This window comes from Kitasatospora purpeofusca (assembly GCF_034043715.1).
GTDB lineage: Bacteria > Actinomycetota > Actinomycetes > Streptomycetales > Streptomycetaceae > Kitasatospora > Kitasatospora purpeofusca_A.
Genome location: NZ_JAXCLC010000076.1, coordinates 24,407 through 41,788, shown reverse-complemented (window position 1 = coordinate 41,788; position 17,382 = coordinate 24,407). Strand labels below are relative to the sequence as shown.

Annotated in this window: 15 protein-coding genes; 6 read left to right on the top strand and 9 right to left on the bottom strand. The window is 73.3% G+C overall.

What is annotated here, in order from left to right; translation table 11 throughout:
• From SM793_RS30235 to SM793_RS30215, 5 genes are all read left to right on the top strand, one after another.
• The coding region (locus SM793_RS30235; protein ID WP_320441494.1) for a helix-turn-helix transcriptional regulator at positions 1–958 on the top strand (958 nt) is incomplete at its 5' end.
• Positions 921–1,154 (top strand): DUF397 domain-containing protein, encoded by a 234-nt coding sequence (locus tag SM793_RS30230; protein ID WP_320441493.1) that lies wholly within the window; start codon positions 921–923, stop codon positions 1,152–1,154. The genes SM793_RS30235 and SM793_RS30230, both read left to right, overlap by 38 nt.
• 77 nt (positions 1,155–1,231) lie before the next feature.
• The gene (locus tag SM793_RS30225) at positions 1,232–1,426 is read left to right on the top strand and encodes a DUF397 domain-containing protein (RefSeq protein ID WP_320441492.1); all 195 of its coding nucleotides are present in this window, start codon (positions 1,232–1,234) and stop codon (positions 1,424–1,426) included.
• Positions 1,427–1,504: 78 nt separating this feature from the next.
• On the top strand, positions 1,505–1,699 hold the full coding sequence (locus SM793_RS30220; RefSeq protein ID WP_320441491.1) for a DUF397 domain-containing protein: 195 nt from the start codon (positions 1,505–1,507) through the stop codon (positions 1,697–1,699).
• A gap of 78 nt (positions 1,700–1,777) precedes the next feature.
• Positions 1,778–1,972: a DUF397 domain-containing protein gene (locus tag SM793_RS30215; RefSeq protein WP_320441490.1), complete on the top strand. Its 195-nt coding sequence runs from the start codon at positions 1,778–1,780 to the stop codon at positions 1,970–1,972.
• A gap of 4 nt (positions 1,973–1,976) precedes the next feature.
• Here the strand turns inward: SM793_RS30215 and SM793_RS30210 are convergent, their stop codons facing one another.
• From SM793_RS30210 to SM793_RS30190, 5 genes are read right to left on the bottom strand one after another with little or no spacing between them, the layout of a single operon-like run.
• On the bottom strand, positions 1,977–2,864 hold the full coding sequence (locus SM793_RS30210; protein WP_320441489.1) for a metallophosphoesterase: 888 nt from the start codon (positions 2,862–2,864) through the stop codon (positions 1,977–1,979).
• The gene (locus tag SM793_RS30205) at positions 2,861–4,675 is read right to left on the bottom strand and encodes an ABC transporter ATP-binding protein (RefSeq protein WP_320441488.1); all 1,815 of its coding nucleotides are present in this window, start codon (positions 4,673–4,675) and stop codon (positions 2,861–2,863) included. Before SM793_RS30205 ends, SM793_RS30210 begins: the two co-directional genes overlap by 4 nt.
• Positions 4,672–5,598: an ABC transporter permease gene (locus SM793_RS30200; RefSeq protein ID WP_320441487.1), complete on the bottom strand. Its 927-nt coding sequence runs from the start codon at positions 5,596–5,598 to the stop codon at positions 4,672–4,674. Before SM793_RS30200 ends, SM793_RS30205 begins: the two co-directional genes overlap by 4 nt.
• A gap of 6 nt (positions 5,599–5,604) precedes the next feature.
• A complete protein-coding gene (locus tag SM793_RS30195) occupies positions 5,605–6,600 on the bottom strand; it encodes an ABC transporter permease (RefSeq protein ID WP_320441486.1) in 996 nt (331 codons plus the stop codon).
• The gene (locus SM793_RS30190) at positions 6,597–8,279 is read right to left on the bottom strand and encodes an ABC transporter substrate-binding protein (protein WP_320441485.1); all 1,683 of its coding nucleotides are present in this window, start codon (positions 8,277–8,279) and stop codon (positions 6,597–6,599) included. Before SM793_RS30190 ends, SM793_RS30195 begins: the two co-directional genes overlap by 4 nt.
• Positions 8,280–8,547: 268 nt before the next feature.
• Here SM793_RS30190 and SM793_RS30185 point away from each other — a divergent pair, with 268 nt between their 5' ends.
• A complete protein-coding gene (locus SM793_RS30185) occupies positions 8,548–8,976 on the top strand; it encodes a TipAS antibiotic-recognition domain-containing protein (protein WP_320441484.1) in 429 nt (142 codons plus the stop codon).
• Positions 8,977–9,106: 130 nt separating this feature from the next.
• Here SM793_RS30185 and SM793_RS30180 read toward each other — a convergent pair whose 3' ends face one another.
• The 4 genes from SM793_RS30180 to SM793_RS30165 all read right to left on the bottom strand — a co-directional run bounded on the left by SM793_RS30180 (position 9,107) and on the right by SM793_RS30165 (position 17,245).
• A complete protein-coding gene (locus SM793_RS30180; RefSeq protein WP_320441483.1) occupies positions 9,107–9,517 on the bottom strand; it encodes a nuclear transport factor 2 family protein in 411 nt (136 codons plus the stop codon).
• 121 nt (positions 9,518–9,638) lie between these two features.
• Positions 9,639–10,058, bottom strand: a complete 420-nt coding sequence (locus tag SM793_RS30175) for an ester cyclase (RefSeq protein WP_320441482.1) — start codon at positions 10,056–10,058, stop codon at positions 9,639–9,641.
• A 124-nt stretch (positions 10,059–10,182) separates the two neighbouring features.
• Entirely contained in the window at positions 10,183–10,950 is a 768-nt protein-coding gene (locus SM793_RS30170; RefSeq protein ID WP_320441481.1) for an SDR family oxidoreductase, read from the bottom strand.
• Between the two features lie 115 nt (positions 10,951–11,065).
• Positions 11,066–17,245 (bottom strand): SDR family NAD(P)-dependent oxidoreductase, encoded by a 6,180-nt coding sequence (locus SM793_RS30165; RefSeq protein ID WP_413816066.1) that lies wholly within the window; start codon positions 17,243–17,245, stop codon positions 11,066–11,068.
• Positions 17,246–17,382 lie beyond the last annotated feature (137 nt).

Below are 17,382 nucleotides of genomic sequence, written 5' to 3'. Positions count from 1 at the left end.
TGGGGGCTCCATTGGTTGCGCTGTGCATTGGGATCGCTACGACCCGTATCCATGGTGGGGCCGGAGGAGCTACGATCGGAAGGTCTTTAACTCTCTAGTCCACGCTGCTTTAAGTGGGGCGATCTTGAAGCGCATTGCACTTGACCCGACGTCATCTCCGCTTGCCGCCTTCGCGGTTCAACTTCGCAGGTTGCGTGAGGCGCGAGGACTGACTCAGGTCGAACTCGGCACCCTAGTTCGATACTCCAGCGTCTACATCTCGAACGTGGAGACGGCAAAGCAGGCCCCGAGCTTAAAGTTCGTCCAGCGGGCCGACGAGGCGCTGACAGCCGGCGGGGCGCTGGAGCTGCTGTGGTGGAGCTGGAAGAACGGAGCCCTCATCCCGGGATTCCCCGAGTACGCCACCAAGGAGCGCGAGGCGATCTGCATAAGGTTCTTCGCAACGGGCCTGGTGCCTGGCGTCCTCCAACATCAGGACTACTCTGCGGCATACGAGGCCGCGATCGTGCGGCGCGGCGAGGCCACTCGTGCTCAGGCGGACGAGCGACTCCGAGTTCTCGCTGTGCGACAGAAGTTGCTGGAGCGGACACTGACGATCCATGCCGTGCTGGACGAAGGCGTTCTTCGCCGTCCGATCGGCGGCGCTGCCGTCATGGCGCAGCAACTCACCTACCTGATGGAGCTGGCGGCCCGACCGAACGTCGTCCTGCAGATCGCGCCGTACGGCCTGGGCGAGGAGCGCCCCCTCTCGCACGCGGTCACCCTCTTGACGCTGCCGAATCGCGCGATGGTCGGGTACACCGAGACGCTTCAACGGGGCTACCTGGAGCAGGATGCCGAAGCCGTCGCGGCCTGGGCTAGAAAGTACGATCGACTTCAGGTTGACGCACTTCCCCGGGCGGACAGCCTGACCATGATCCATGAGGTACGGAAGGAACTTGAACGCCATGCACGTTGATCTATCCGGCGCCGAGTGGCGCAAGAGTTCACACAGCGATGGTGGGGGCGGGTGCATCGAGGTCGCCGATGGCTACACCGATGTCATGCCGGTTCGAGATTCCAAGGACCCGCAAGGCCCCTCCCTCCTCTTCCCCGCCAACGCCTGGCGCGCCTTCGTCGCCAGTGTGCAGGCGGGCGAGTTCGGCACCGCCTGACCTGAACCGACACCTGGGCCCCGACCAGATTTACGGTCGGGGCCCAGGCGTTGAGCGTACTTGCTACCGTGAGTCGCATGACCCCTGTGAGCTGGCGCAAGAGTTCCTACAGCCAGAACGGCGGCAACTGCATCGAGGTTGCCCCCGACTTCCCTGGTCTCATCCCGGTCCGCGACTCCAAGGACCCGTCCGGCCCCGCTCTCCTCTTCCCCTCCGATGCCTGGCGGTCGTTCGTCGCCGCCGTGCAGGCAGACGAATTCGGCATGGTCTGACCTGAACCGACACCTGGGCCCCGAAAGAATTACCGTTCGGAGCCCATGAGTTGAGGACCGCTTGCTACCGTGGGTTGCATGACTCCTGTGAGCTGGCGCAAGAGTACTTACAGCAACAACGGCGGGACCTGCGTCGAGGTCTCCCCCGACGTCCCCGGCCTCGTCCCCGTCCGTGACTCCAAAGACCCCTCCGGCCCCGTCCTCGCCTTCCCCGCCGACGCTTGGCGGTCGTTCGTCACCAGCGTGCAGGCAGGCGAGTTCGGCACGGTCTGACACGAACCAACTCCTGGGCCCCGACCGGATTTCCGATCGGGGTCCACGTGTTGAGGCGTCCGAGCTACTGTAGGTGGCATGACTCCTGTGAGCTGGCGCAAGAGTTCCTACAGCAACAACGGCGGAAGCTGCGTCGAGGTCGCGCCCGACGTTCCCGGTCTCGTCCCCGTCCGTGACTCCAAGGACCCCTCCGGTCCCGTCCTCGCCTTCCCCTCCGACGCCTGGCGGTCCTTCGTCGCCGCCGTTCAGGTGGGCGAGTTCGGCTCCGTCTGATCGGCTAGAGCCGCACGGCGGGTCCCACCAAGGGCCGGAGGGTGGGCGACGAGGAACGGAGCGGCGCAGGGAGGACGCGGTGCAGGGGGGACGGGACGACGCCCCGGCGGGACCACTCGTGCGGGTAGCCGAGCGAGACCTCGTGGAACGGGACGCCGTCCGCGCGCACCGTGCGCGGGATGTGGAGGTGGCCGTAGACCACGGCCACGGCGTGGAAGCGGCGGTGCCAGTCGGCCGTGTGCTCGGTGCCGCACCAGAGGGCGAACTCGGGGTGGCGCAGCAAGTACGTCGGCTCCCGGCGGAGCGGGAAGTGGTTGACCAGCACGGTCGGCAGCGCCGGGTCGAGGGCGGCCAGCCGGCGCTCGGTGACGGCCAGCCTGGCCTGGCACCAGCTCTCCCGATCCGGGAACGGGTCGGCGTGGAGCAGGAGTTCATCCGTGCAGACGACCCCGGCGGCATGCGCGGCGGCGAGGGCGGCGTCCTTGGTGGCGGTGCCGCGCGGGCGGAAGGTGTAGTCGTACAGCAGGAACAGCGGGGCGACGGCGACCGGGCCGTCCGGTCCCGGCCACAGTGCGTACGGGTCCTCGGGGGTCAGCACGCCGAGGCCCCGGCAGGCTTCGACGAGCGCGCGGTAGCGGGCGTCGCCGCGCAGCCGGACCGGGTCGTCCGGGAGGGTCCAGAGCTCGTGGTTGCCGGGTGCCCAGACCACTCGGGCGAAGCGGCCGGCGAGGAGTTCCAGGGCCCCGGCGATCTCGTCGAAGCGTTCGGCGACGTCGCCGGCCACGATCAGCCAGTCCTGGTCGGTGGCCGGGCGCAGCGCCTCCAGGACGGCGCGGTTGCCGGCGTGGCCGACGTGCAGGTCGGCGACCGCGAGCAGGTTCGGCGCGTTCACCGGGTGGCCCCGACGGGGGCGGTGGCGGCGAGCAGTCGGCGGGTGTAGGGGTCGGCGGGCTCCGCGAAGAGCCGGTCGACGGGGGCGGTCTCGACGAGCCGGCCGTCCTTCATCACCGCGACCCGGTCGGCGAGGTGCTGGACCACGCCGAGGTCGTGCGAGATGAACAGCAGGGCGAGGCCCAGTTCGCGGCGCAGGTCGGCGAGCAGGTCGAGGATCTGCGCCTGCACCGAGAGGTCGAGCGCGGAGACCGGTTCGTCGCAGACCAGCAGAGCCGGTGCCGGGGCCAGTGCCCGGGCGATGGCGACGCGTTGGCGCTGGCCGCCGGAGAGTTCGGTCGGGCGGCGGGCCAGCAGGGCGGCCGGCAGGCCGACCTGGTCGAGCAGTTCGGTGACCCGCTGACGGCGGGCGTCGCCACGCGGGACCCCGGTGCGGGCGACGGCCTCGGCGACCAGGCGCTCGACGGTGAAGCGCGGGTCGAAGGAGCCGAGCGGGTCCTGCTGGACGGCCTGGATGCGCAGCCGGTCGGCCCGTCGGCGCCGTTCGGTGAGCGCGCTCCACGGGCGGCCGTCGAGCCGGACGGTGCCGGTGTCGGGGCGTTCCAGGCCGAGCACGATCCGGGCCGTGGTGGTCTTGCCGGACCCGGACTCGCCGACCAGGCCGAGCGTCTCGCCGGGGTGGAGTCGGAAGGAGACGTCCCGGACGACGGGCCGGCCGGCGAAGGAGCGGCCGATCCGGTCGACGTCGAGGACGGGGGTGGCCTCGGGACCGTCGAGGACGGCGGGCGGGGCCGGATCGGGCTCACGGACGGAAAGAGAGGCAACGGCCGCGGCGGCGGTCGGGTGCCAGCACCGCGAGCCGAGCGCGTCGACCGGCGGGAGGGTGCTGCGGCAGGTGTCGTCGGCGGCGGCGCAGCGGGCCGCGTAGGGGCAGCCGCCGGGGGCGGGGGCGGGGCGGCCGGCCGGTTCCGGGGCGAGCCGGGTGCCCCGGGTGCGGGCGCCGGGGACGGCGGCGAGCAGGGCGCGGGTGTAGGGGTGGCGCGGTTCGGCGAGCAGGCGCTCGGCGGGGCCGGTCTCGACGATCCGGCCGCCGAACATCACCGCCACCCGGTCCGCGAGGCGGCCGACCACCGACAGGTCATGGCTGATCAGCAGCAGCGCGGTGCCCCAGCCGCGGAGTTCGTCGAGCAGGTCGAGGACCTGGGCCTGGACGGTGACGTCCAGGGCCGTGGTCGGCTCGTCGGCGATCAGCAGGTCCGGTTCGGCGGCGAGGGCGGAGGCGATCAGCGCGCGCTGGCGCAGGCCGCCGGAGAGCTGGTGGGCGTACTGGGCCGCGCGGCGTTCCGGTTCGGGGACGCCGGTGCGTTCGAGCAGGGAGCGGACCCGGGCGGGGAGTTCGGCGCGGGCGGCGAGGCGGTGGACCCGCAGCGGTTCGGCGATCTCGGCGCCGACGGTGCGCAGCGGGTCGAGCGAGACCAGGGCGTCCTGGAGGACCAGGCCGATCCGCCGCCCGCGCACCTCCCGCCAGCGGGCCTCGGTGAGGGTGCCGAGGTCGAGGCCGTCGAAGGCGAGCCGGCGGGCGGAGACGGCGGCGGGGACGCGTCCGCCGGCGCCGGTGAGGCCGACCAGGGTGCGGGCGGTGACGCTCTTGCCGGAGCCGGACTCGCCGACCACGGCCAGGCACTCGCCCCGGTCGACGGTGAAGGAGACGTCCTGGACGGCGTGCACCGGGCCGAAGCGCACGTCGAGGCCCTCGACGGAGAGCAGCGGCGTCGGGGTGCTCGGCACCACGGGGGCGGCGGGGTGCGTCATGCGTCGGTCCTCCGGGTGAAGCGGGCCTGGGCGCGGCGGCCGAGGACGTTGACGACGAGGGCCGTCGCGGTGATCGCGGCGCCCGGGAAGACGCCGACCCACCAGGCGGTGGCGAGGAAGCGCCGCCCCTGGGAGAGCATCGCGCCCCATTCGGGGCTGGGCGGCTGCGGGCCGAGGCCGAGGAAGCTGAGCCCGGCGGCGGCGATCAGCGCGGTGCCGAAGCCGACGGTGGCGAGTACCAGCATCGGCCCGACGGCGTTCGGCAGCACGTGCCGGACGATCAGCAGCGGGCGCGGCAGGCCGAGTCCGACCGCCGCCTCCACGTACCCGGAGCGGCGGACCACCAGGGTCTCGGCGCGCACGATCCGGGCGTAGCCGGGCACGAAGGCGATCGCGATGGCGAGCATCACGTTGAGCGAGCCGGTGCCGAGCACGGTCACGGCCAGCAGGGCGAGCAGGATCGGCGGCAGCGAGAGCAGGACGTCGGCGAGGCGCATCAGGATCTGGTCCGCCCAGCGTCCGCCGAGTGCGGCGGCGAGGCCGAGCAGGGTGCCGCCGGTGATCGCGAAGGCGGTGGCGCCGAGGCCGAGCAGCAGGGACGGCCGGGCGCCGTGCAGGACGCGGGCGAACAGGTCGCGGCCCAGCTGGTCGGTGCCGAACCAGTGCGCGGCGCCGGGCGGGGTGAGCGCCTCGACCGGGTGGGTCTCGATGGGTGAGGCGGAGCTGAGCAGACCGGGGGCGAGCGCGGCGAGCAGCAGCAGGGCGAGCGCGGCCAGGGCGAGGAGGAGGGTGAGCGGGGGCCGCCGACGGGCGGGCGCGGCCGGGGCCGGGGCTTCCGGCGTCGGCGTTTCCGGCGTCTTGAGGAGCGCGGCGTCGGGCGCGGCGTCGGGACCGGGGGCTGGGTCAACAGTGGTGTGGGCCATGGCGGTTCAGTCGGTCCTCAGCCGTGGGTCGACAACGAGGTAGAGCAGGTCGACGAGGGTGGAGATCACCACGAAGACCAGGGCGGAGAGCAGCACCAGCCCGATCACCAGCGGCAGGTCCTTGTTGGTGGTCGCCTGGAGGGTCAGCGCGCCGATGCCGGGGCGACCGAACACCGACTCGACCAGCACCGCCCCGCCGAGCAGCGATCCGGTCAGCCAGCCGGTGAGGGTGACCACCGGCACCGCCGCGTGCCGCAGCGCGTGACGCAGCACCACGGCGGCCGAACCCACGCCCCGGGAACGGGCGGTGAGCACGAACGGCTGCCCGAGCGCCGTCTCCAGTCCCTCCCGCAGCACCTGCGCGAGCATCCCGGCGACGGGCAGGGCCAGCGTCACGGCGGGCAGTACCAGCGCGGCCACGCCGCCGTCCCCAGCCACCGGGAACACCCGCAGCTGGAAGGAGAACGCGGTGAGCAGCAGGATCCCGATCCAGTAGGAGGGGCTGGACACGGCGAGCAGTTCGGCGAGCGAGCTGAGCGCGCGCAGGGCGGGCCGGCGGCCGGCTGTGCCGACCGCCGCGAGCAGGGCCAGCAGGGCGGCCAGGCCGAGTGCGGCCGTGCCGAGTTGGACGGTCGGGCCGAGCTGGTCGCCGATCAGGTCGGCGACCGGTCGCTGCAACTGGTAGGACTCGCCGAGGTCGCCGGTGAGCAGGTGACCCAGGTAGGTGAAGTACTGCACGGGCACCGGCCGGTCCAGGCCGTACTGCTCCTGGATCGCCGCCTTGACCTCGGGGGTGGCGGCGGTGCCGGGGCCGAGCATCACGGTGACCGGGTCGCCGGGGACCAGTTGGAGCGCCGCGAAGGCGATGGTGGCGGCGCCGAGCAGGACGGCGGCGGCGCCGAGCAGCCGTCGCGCGGCGGCCCGCAGCAGGCGCGGGGCGCCGCCGCGGGCCGGCGCCGGCGTGGCCGCCGGCTCCGCGAACCCGGTGGTTCCGGTGCTCACTTGGCGATCCAGGCGTCGTGGAAGGCGAGCCAGGTGTTGGGGTCGGCGGTGAGCCCGCGGACCTTGGCGGCGGCGCCGACCACGGCGGTGCGCACATACAGGGGGACGATCAGCCCGAGCTCGATCGCCCGCTGCTGCGTCCTGGTGTAGACGTCCTGGCGGACGGCCTTGTCGAACGTGCCCTTGCCCGTGGTGGTCCACTCGTCGAGCTGGGCGTCCTGGTAGAAGGTGGCGTTCTGGCCGCCGGTGGACGGCTTGCTGGCGCTGTGGAAGTAGAGCCGCAGCACGTCCGGGTCGAAGCGGGCCCAGCTGTAGTCGGCGATGTGCTCCTTGCCGCCGTAGACGTTGCCGATGTAGGTGCCGATGTCGAGCCGGGGGCGGGTGACCTCGACGCCGATCTTCTTCAGGTCCGCCTGGATCGCCTGGCCGAGGGTCTCGCGCTGCTCGCGGACGTACTCGGCGGGCGGCAGCGGCCACTCCAGCGAGAGCCGCTTGCCGTCCTTGGTGCGGTAGCCCTCGCCGTCACGGGCCGTCCAGCCGGCCTCGTCGAGCGCCTTCTCGGCCGCCGCCCGGTCGTACGGCCAGGACTTCTCCAGCGACTTGTCGTAGTACGGCGTGCTCGGCGCGATCGGGCTCCAGGCCCGCTTGTAGACGCCGAAGTAGACGGACTGGATGTCGGTGTCGAGGTCGATGCCGCGCTGCACCGCCTTGCGGACCTTCGGGTCGTCCAGCGGCGCCTTGGTGGTGTTGAGCACCAGCGCGTAGTTGGCGCCGGGCGCGTCGGTGGCGAGGGTGCGCAGCTTCGGGTCGCCCTGGACGGTGCGCACGTCGGCCGGCGGGATCGGCTCGGCGACCTGCACCTGTCCGCTGCTGAGCGCGCCGACCCGGACCGAGTCCTCGGTCAGGAAGCGGATGGTGAGCTTCTCCAGGTAGGCGGGGCCCTGGTGGTTGGCGCTCGGCGGCGCCCAGTTGTAGTCCGGGTTGCGGGTGAAGACGGCGCTCTGGCCCTTGGTGTAGCCGGTGAAGACGAACGGGCCGGTGCCGACGTCGGCCGGGCCGCCCGCGCCGAGCTTGGCGCCGTTCTCCTTGATGGCCTTCGGGGAGTAGAAGCCGAGGTAGGCGGTGCCGGCGGCCTGGAGGAAGGGCGCGAACGGCTCGGCAAAGGACACCTTGACCGTGTGCGGGTCGATCACCTCGGTGCCCGTGTAGGGGCCGAGCAGGCTGGCCGCGTACTGGGACTTGGTCTCCTTGGCGACGATCCGGTCGAAGTTGGCCTTCACCGCCTCGGCGTCGAACACCGTGCCGTCGGTGAACTTGACGTCCTCGCGCAGGTGGAAGGTGTAGCTCTTGAGGTCCGGCGCGATCTCCCAGGACTTGGCCAGCCAGGGCTGGAACTCGCCCTTGTCGTCCTGGTGGACGAGCGAGTCGAAGACGTTGCGCTGGATGGCGCCGGTGATGTCCTGCTGGCTGACGTGGATGTCGAAGGAGATCGGCTCGACGTCGGTGGCGTAGGTCAGCGCACCGCCCTGGACCGGCTTCTCGTCGATTCCGGCACCGGCGCCGGCCGTCGCGGCCGCACCGGAGCCGGAGCCGGTGCCGGAGCTGCAGCCCGCCAGGAGCAGCGCCCCGGCGGTGAGGGCGGCGAGCAGCGGAAGGGGCCGGGGCCCGGTGATGGCCATGCTGGTGACTCCGTCGGGGTACGAGGGGTGGCTGGGAGGAATACCGCGACGCTAGCGGCGGGCCGGGGGCGGTGAACCCCTACCGGACCCCTAGCGCACCCTTAGGCCCTCCGAGCGGGGGCCAGGAAAATGGCTTGCCGCCCCGGTGGGTGTCTGTCACCGTTCGGCCTGGATCGACAGTTGATCATCGACCGTCGGTCGATGTCGGCAGGTCGGCGGCCTCTTCGGGATCCTCCGACGAGGCAGAGGTACGACGGGAACCGGTGCCATGGGGAACAGTTACGAGGACGAGTGTCGCCGGTCGTTGGCCGAGGAGCAGGTGAGGAGCCTGGCCGGGACCAACGACTGGGAACACGTGGACAGGGATCGGGTCCACCGGGACTGGGACGCCCTGTACCGGGAGATCACGGTCTGCCTGAACGACGGCGCCCTGCCCGGGGAGCAGAAGGTCCAGGAGCTCGTCCGCAGGCACTTCGACATAGCCTGCCGGTTCTACACCCCCTCCAGGGAGGCCTACGTCGGCATGGCGCTCTTCTACGCCGAGGACGAGGGCATGAGGGCGTTCCACGATTCCTACCACGCCGGGCTGGTGGAGTTCCTGGGTGCCGCGATCAGGGTGTTCGCCGACCAGGGCACCGGGTTCGCCCCCGGGACGGGGTCCGGGGCTGCGGCGCGGTCGGGCGACACGGGTCGGTGACGTGCACCGGTGACACGGGCCGGTGACGTGCGCCGGCGGGTGCGCCCGGACCGTCGTCCGGGCGCACCCGCCGGGTGGTGGTGCCGGGTGGTGGTACCGGGGGGTGGTACCGGGGGGTGGTACCGGGGGGTCAGTCGCGGTGGTGGCGCTGGCGCGGGTAGCGGGGGACGGAGCGGCGGTGGGCGATCCGCCAGCCGTCCGGGGTCCGGGTGTACACGTCGAAGTAGTCGCCGTTGTGGACGCTGCCGTCCGGCAGGATCGCCAGGTAGCGGCTGCGGCCGCGGGCGGTGCCGTCCTCGTCGACGGTGAAGACCGAGTCCAGGGTCTGGTGGTCCGGGTGCTCCGGGCCGAGGTCGCGGGCGAACACCCGGATCTTCTCCAGGCCGGTGAACACCGCACCGGTGCGGGTGAGTTCGATCACCCCGTCCTCGGCGAACACCTCGGCCAGCGCCTGCGCGTCGGCGTTGTCGAAGGCGTGCGAGAAACGGGCGAGCAGCTGGCGCAGCTCCTCGGCGTCGGCCGGGGTCGGGCCGGTCGTCATGGGCGGGCTCCTGAGGGTTGTGGTGGTTGCGGTGCTTCGGCAGTGGGTGCTCGGTGGGGACGGGGCCGGGCCCGGCCGAAGGGGAGCAGGAAGCGGCCGGGCCCGGGTCGGGAGGGGAGGGTCAGACGATGGCCGGGGCCAGCTGCTGGACGATGCCCAGGCGGTCCGGGAGCACGTTGTAGCGGACGACCTTGTTGTCCCGCACCGTCAGCCAGCTGATGCTGTGGCCCACGAAGGACCGCCCGGTGGCCGGCACGCCGAAGATCGGCCCGACGTGGGTGCCCTCGATCCGCCAGAACGCGATCACCCGGTCCCCCTCGGCCACCAGGTCCTCCACGGTGGCCTTCACGTCGCGGACGTTCTGCCACAGCCAGCGCAGGTGCTCCTCGAAGTCCGCGCGGGTGCCGCTGCCGCCCGGGCCGACCCGGGTCTCGTCGGCGGCGTCCGCGGCGACCAGCTCCTCCAGCAGCTCGACCCGCTGCCCGGTGACCAGCTCGTGGTAGTACCGCTCGACCAGGGCCTTGTTCGCCTCGATGCTCATGATTTCTCGCTCTCTTCGTCAGACGGAAAAACGGGGTGGACCGGAATCGGTGGTGGTGCGTGGGTGCGGTTCAGTGGGGTGGGGCGGTTCAGTGGGGTGGGGCGGTTCAGCGGGGCGGTGCGGTTCAGCGGGGCGGGGCCGGCGGCGGGAGCAGGATGCCGCCGTTGGCGCTCAGCCCGCCGTCGACGGGGACGGTGACCCCGGTGACGTACGAGGCCGCCGGGGAGGCCAGGAACCAGACCACCTCGGCCTGTTCGCGTGCCTTTCCCCAGCGCTGGGCCGGGATCCGGCGGGTGATGTAGGCCGAGAACTCCGGGTCGGCGACCTGCCCGGCCGTCAGACCGGTCACCGTGCCGCCGGGCGCGATCGCGTTGATCCGGATGCCCTGCGCCGCGTAGTCGATGGCCGTGGCGCGGACCAGGTTGATCACCGCCGCCTTGGTCGCGTTGTACGCCCAGGTCCCCGGGTCGCCGCGCAGGCCGGACACCGAGGAGGTGGCGACGATCGCCCCGCCGCCGGCCTCCCGCAGCGCCGGCACGGCGGCGCGGATGCCGAGCACCACGCTGCGCACGTTGACCTGGAACAGGCGGTCGAAGCGGTCGACCGCGCCCGGCGCCTCCAACGGCCCGCCGCCGCCCGTCCCGGCGTTCAGGACCGCCGCGTCCAGCCGCCCCCACCGCTCCTGGGCGAGCGCGACCGCGCGGACGTTGGTCTCCTCCGACGACACGTCACCGGCCAGGGTCACGACGCCGTCGAGGTCGGCGAGCGCCTCCAGACCGGCCCTGTCGACGTCCACGGCGACCACGCGGTGGCCCCGCTCGGCGAACAGCCGCGTCGTCGCCTCGCCGATGCCCGACGCCGCGCCGGTGACCAGTACTACGGGGTGGGTCATGCCTGTTTCCTTCCTCAGGGGATCGGTGGTGCCCGCGGTTCTCGTGGGCACCTCGGCAGCTCGTGCTGCGCGGTGGGGGCCGGTGGGGGCCGGTGGGGCCGGTGGGGCCGGTGGCTCAGGAGGCGGGCCGCTCGATGCCTTCGAGCCACTGCCGGACGGCGTCCGCGGTCGTCCCGGTGCGGTGCTCCAGCACGGTGAAGTGGTCACCGGGTATGTCCCGGGCCTCGTGCGGAACGGGCCAGTACGCCCGCCAGTCCTCGCGTTCCGTGGGGTCGACGACCATGCCGCGCAGCGGGGTGTCCGCCCGCAGCGCCAGGATCGGCGCGGTGAGCGGCGCGGGCTGCCAGCCCGCGAACACGTTGTTGTAGCCGCCCATGGCGGTGAGGCTGGCGTCGCTCCAGACCATGTCGTACTGCTCGATCCGGTCGATCATCCCGCCGAGCATCGATTGCAGCCACCACTCCCCCATGCCCTCGCGCGTCGCGCTGTCCATCGGGTACGAGTCGACCAGGACCAGCCCCGCCACCGACCGGCCGCGCGCCTCCAGCCGTTCGGCGACGGCGTGCGCGACGCAGCCGCCCATCGAGCGGCCGACGATGACGAACGGACGCTCGTCGCCGAGGAGTTCGAGCACCGTCTCGGTCTGCATGGTGAGGTAGGTGTCGATGTTGTCGGGAAGCAGGTCGGACGGGTCCCAGCCCGGGGAGGGGACGACGAAGACGTCCCGCTCGCCCTCGAAGGCGTGGCCGAGCCGGGCGTACTCGTGCGGGCCGGAGATCGCGCTCAGCGCCGGGAAGGCGACGACGGCCAACTCACCGTCCCCGGTGGCGAGCCGGATCGGCTTGGGCGCGCGCTCGGCGCGCTCCTCCGCGCCGAAGCGGTCCCGCAGGCTGGAGGCGACGCCGATCAGTGCCGAAGCCTCCGGGAAGCCGCCCCGGGCCGCGAGGCGGCGGTAGAGCGTGGACAGCGGGTTCCTGGGATCGTCCACCTCACCGGCTCCCCCGGTGCCCGCGCTTCCGGCTGCCGCGGCGAACGCTTCGTCCCCGGCCCGGGAGATCAACTCCGAAAGGTGGGTGGAGAGTTCGGTCGGGTCCGGGTGGTCGAAGGTCACCGTCGGGGGCAGCCGCAGGCCGGTGGCGGCGGTGATCCGGTTGCGCAGCTCGACGGCGCTCAGCGAGTCGAGACCCAGGTCGTTGAACGCCTTCCCCGGCGGCACCGCGCCCGGCTCGCTGCCGAGCACGGCCGCGACCTCGGTACGGACCAGATCCAGGACGGCCGCGATCCGCTCCTCCTCGCCCAGCGCCGCGAGCCGGGGCAGCACGGTCGGCGCCGCGACGGCCGGGGACGCCGCACCGGCGGTGCGGCGGGCCGGCGGAACCAGTCCGCGCAGCAGCGGTGGCACCTCCCGCTGCGCCCGGACGGCGGCCAGGTCGAACGGGACGGCGACCAGGAAGCCGGCGTCGACCCGCTCGGCCGCGTCGAACAGGGCCGTCCCGCGCTCGGTCGGGATCGGCCGAAGTCCGGCGCGCGCGGCCCGGTGGAGGTCCGCCTCGGTGAGGTGTTCGGTGATGCCGCTGGCCTCGGCCCACTGCCCCCAGGCCAGGGACTGGGCGGGCAGGCCGATGCTGCGCCGGTGGGCGGCGAGGGCGTCCAGGTAGGTGTTCGCGGCGGCGTAGCTCGCCTGCCCCGGGCCGCCGAGGGTGGCGGCGACGGAGGAGTAGAGGACGAACGCGGCCAGGTCGTGGGAACGGGTCAGCTCGTGCAGGTGACGGGCGCCGTCGGCCTTCGGCGCCCAGACGGCCGCCAGGCGCTCCGGGGTGAGAGCGGTCAGCACACCGTCGTCGACCACGCCGGCCGTGTGGACCACGGCGGTCAGCGGATGCGCCGACGGGACGGCCGCGATCGCGGCGGCAAGCGCCTCGCGGTCGGCGGTGTCGGCCGCCGCGATCGTCACCCTCGCACCCAGGGCGGTCAGTTCGTCCCGCAGTTCGGCCGCGCCCGGCGCGTCCGTGCCACGGCGGGACAGCAGCAGCAGACGACGCACACCGCGCTCGGCGACCAGATGCCGGGCCAGCAGGGCACCGAGGGTCCCGGTGCCACCGGTGATCAGCACCGTGCCCTCCGGGTCCCAGTCCCGCGCCGGAGCCTCCGGGACGGCGACCCGGACCAGACGCGGCACCCGCACCCGGCCCTCGCGCAACGCCAGCTGCGGTTCGCCACCGGCCACCGCCGCGCCGAGCGCGGCCTCCGAGGCGTCGGTGCCGTCGGTGTCGACCAGCACGATCCGGCCCGGGTTCTCCGACTGCGCGGAACGCACCAGACCCCACACCGGGGCGGCGGTCAGCTCCGGCGCCTCCGACTCGTCGACGGCCACGGCCTGCCGCGTCAGCACCACCAGCGGCGCACCCGCGCCGTCGTCCTGCGCCAGCCAGGACTGGAGCGCCGCCAGGGTCTCCGGCACGCCCCCGTCGACCCGCAGCACCTCCCCCAGCGGCACCGAAGCACCCGCGAGCGCCACCTCCGGCCAGTCGAGCCCGAAGAGCGTGTCACGGTCGACGCCGCCCGCCGGAGCCAGCTGCTCGGCGGAGACCAGCCGGGCCCGCAGCGCCTCCACCGAGGCGACCGGCGCACCGGTGGCGTCCGCGACGTCGACGGCCAGCACCTCCGGCTCGGTGTACCGGAGCCGGACCCGCAGTGCGCTCGCCCCGGCGGCGTGCAGCCGCACCCCGCTGTAGGCGAACGGCAGCCGGCTCACCCCGGGCGGGCTGTCGACCAGCCGCTGGTGCACGGTGATGTGGACGGCCGCGTCCAGCAGCGCGGGGTGCAGGCCGAACTTCGCGGCCTCCCCGGCCGTGCCCTCGGGCAGCGCGACCTCGGCGTAGAAGGTGTCGCCGTCCCGCCAGGCGGCCCGCAGCCCCCGGAAGGCGGGCCCGTAGGCGAGGCCCCCGGCGGCGAGTTCCTCGTAGAGGTGCTCGATGTCCAGCGCCTGCGCGCCCGTCGGCGGCCACTGCTCCAGGCTCACGACCGGGCCGGCGGGCGGGGCGCCCAGCAGGGTGCCGCTCGCGTGCCTGGTCCAGGTGTCGTCGAGGGTCGCCGGGAGCGCCGGACCCGCGGCGGGCCGCGAGTGGACGGCCACCCGGCGGGCGCCGACCGCGTCCGGCGCGCCGACGGTCACCCGCAGGTGCACCGCGCCGTGCTCGGGCAGCACGAACGGCGCCTCGATCACCAGCTCGTCCAGGGCGCTCGCACCCACCTCGTCGCCCGCCCGGACCACCGATTCCAGCAGGGCGGTGCCCGGAACGATCACGGTCCCCTGGACGGCGTGGTCGGCGAGCCAGGGGTGGGTGGCGAGGGAGAGGCTGCCGGTGAGCAGCACACCTTCGCCGTCGGGCAGGGCGACCGCCGCGCCGAGCAACGGGTGGCCGGTGGGCGTCAGGCCGAGGCCCCCGGGGTCACCGGTCCGGGCGGCGGGCTCCAGCCAGTAGCGGCGGCGCTGGAACGGGTAGGTGGGCAGCACGACGGACGGGCGGGCGTCGCCCAACAGGGCGGTCCAGTCGACGTGGTGGCCCTGGACGTGGATCCGGGCGAGCGCCGTCAGCGCCGTCCGCTCCTCGGGCCGCTCCCGGCGCAGGACCGGGACGGCGGTGACGGCCTCGTCCAGGATGGCGCCGACGAGGCCCGCGAGGGTGCCGTCGGGGCCGAGTTCGACGAAGGTCGTCGCGCCCTCGGCGGCCAGGGTGGTGACCACGTCGGCGAAACGCACGGCCCCACGGACCTGACGCACCCAGTACTCCGGGTCGGTCAGCTCCTCGACGGTGGCTACCTTCCCCGTGACGTTGGAGACCACGGGAATCGTCGGCCGGTGGAAGGTCAGCGCCTGTGCGACGGTCAGGAACTCCTCCAGCATGCCGTCCATGTGCGCCGAGTGGAACGCGTGGCTCACCCGCAGCCGCCGCGTACGGCGGTCCGCGAAATGCTCGCGCACCTCCTCGACGGCCGCCTCGTCACCCGAAACCACCACCGAACGAGGCCCGTTGACAGCGGCGACGTCCACACCGTCCACGCCGTCCACCAGAACGGCCCGGACCTCCTCCTCCGACGCCTCCAACGCCACCATCGCCCCACCACCCGGCAGCGCCTGCATCAACCGCGCCCGCGCACCCACCAGCACTGCCGCGTCCTCCAACGACAGCACCCCCGCCACATGCGCCGCCGCCAACTCACCGATCGAATGACCCGCCACGAAGTCCGGCCGCACACCCCACGACTCGAACAACCGGAACAACGCCACCTCCACCGCGAACAGCGCCGGCTGCGTCCACCCCGTCTCGTCCAGCCCCTCGCCCGAGGTGATCACCTCGGCCAACGGCAGCCCCAACGCCCCCGCCACCGCGTCGAAGGACTCGGCAAAGACAGGCTGCGACGCATACAACTCACGCCCCATACCGACCCGCTGAGAACCCTGACCCGAGAACAGGAACGCCAGACCACCCGAACCCGCCACCCCCCGCACCACACCCGCACCCTCGAGATCACGCAGCGCCGCCGGATCACCCAGCACCACCGCCCGCTCCTCCAACGCCGCCCGCGTGGCGACCAAGGACCGGGCGACCTCCAGCGGATCAGCCGAGAGCGCCAACTCGGCTACTCGGGACCCCTGTTCGCGCAACGCCTCGGGCGAACGCGCCGACACCACGAACGGCAGCAACGCACCGTCCACCGTCGGCACCACCACCCCCACCGGCACGGACTCCTCCACCGGCGCCTGCTCGATGATCACGTGCGCGTTGGTGCCGCTCGCACCGAAGGCCGAGACGCCGACCCGGCGCGGACCGTCCACGGCGGGCCAGTCCCGGGACTCGGTGAGCAGTTCCACGGCGCCCACCGACCAGTTGACGAACGGGGTCGGCTCCTCGATGTGCAGGGTGCGCGGCAGCACGCCGTGCCGGATCGCCTGCACGGACTTGATCACGCCCGCCACCCCGGCCGCCGCCTGGGTGTGACCGATGTTGGACTTCAACGAGCCGAGCAGCAGAGGCTGTTCGGCGGGCCGGCCGCGACCGTAGGTGGCCAGGATGGCCTGCGCCTCGATCGGGTCGCCGAGCCGGGTGCCGGTGCCGTGCGCCTCGACGGTCTGCACGTCGGCGGCGGACAGCCGGGCGTCGGCCAGGGCGGCGCGGATCACCCGCTGCTGGGCCGGGCCGTTGGGGGCGGTGAGGCCGTTGGAGGCGCCGTCCTGGTTGACCGCACTGCCACGCAGCACCGCCAGCACCTCGTGGCCCGACCGCCGTGCGTCCGAAAGCCGTTCGACCAGCAGCAGGCCCACACCCTCCGCCCAGCCCGTCCCGTCGGCACCCGCCGCGAACGCCTTGCAGCGCCCGTCGGTGGACAGGCCGCGCTGCCGGGAGAACTCGACGAAGCCCTGCGCCGTCGACATCACGCTGACCCCGCCGACCAGCGCGAGGTCCGACTCGCCGGAGCGCAGCGACTGCGCGGCCAGGTGCAGCGCCACCAGCGAGGACGAGCAGGCCGTGTTGACCGTGACGGCCGGGCCCTCGAAGCCGAAGGTGTAGGAGATCCGGCCCGAGGCCACGCTGTCCAGCCCGCCGATGCCCAGGTATCCCTCCAACTCGCCCGGGGCGTCGTGGAGTCGGGGCGTGTAGTCGGTCCCGGCCAGGCCCGCGAACACCGCCGTCCGGCTGCCGCGCAGCGCGGTCGGGTCGATACCGGCCCGCTCGAACGCCTCCCAGGCCGTTTCGAGCAGCAGCCGGTGCTGCGGGTCGGTGGCCAGGGCCTCGCGCGGCGAGATGCCGAAGAACTCGGCGTCGAACTCGGCGGTGGTGTCCAGGAATCCGCCGTGCCGGGTGTAGGAGGTGCCGGGATGGTCGGGGTCCGGGTCGTAGAGGGCGTCGAGGTCCCAGCCCCGGTCGGCGGGGAACTCCGTGATGGCGTCGCCGCCGTCCGCCACCAGCTGCCAGAGGTCCTCCGGCGAGGCGACCCCGCCGGGCAGGCGGCAGGCCATGCCGACGATCGCGATCGGTTCGCGCTTCGCCCGCTCCACCTCCTCGAGCCGGCGGTTGGCCTGGCGCGCGTCGGCCAGGGCGCGCTTCAGGTAGTCGCGGAGCTTCTGGTCGTTGGACATCGGTGCCTCTCGCAGGTGCGGTCGTACGGGTGGTGGCGGGGTGAGGGCCCCGGGTGTCGAGCTGGGGCCCGACGGCCGCCGGGGCGGGCGGCCGTCGGGGAAGGCGGCCGTCGGGGAAGGCGGCCGTCGGGGAAGGCGCGGCGGAAGGGTCAGGCGGACGGGGAGGCGTCGCGGTCCATCAGAGCGAAGAGTTCCTCGTCGGTGGCGTTCTCCAGATCCAGTTCGTCGAGGTCCCCATGACCCTCCGCGCCGGAACCGTCGGCGCCGTCGAAGCCGCCGGTGTCCCAGCG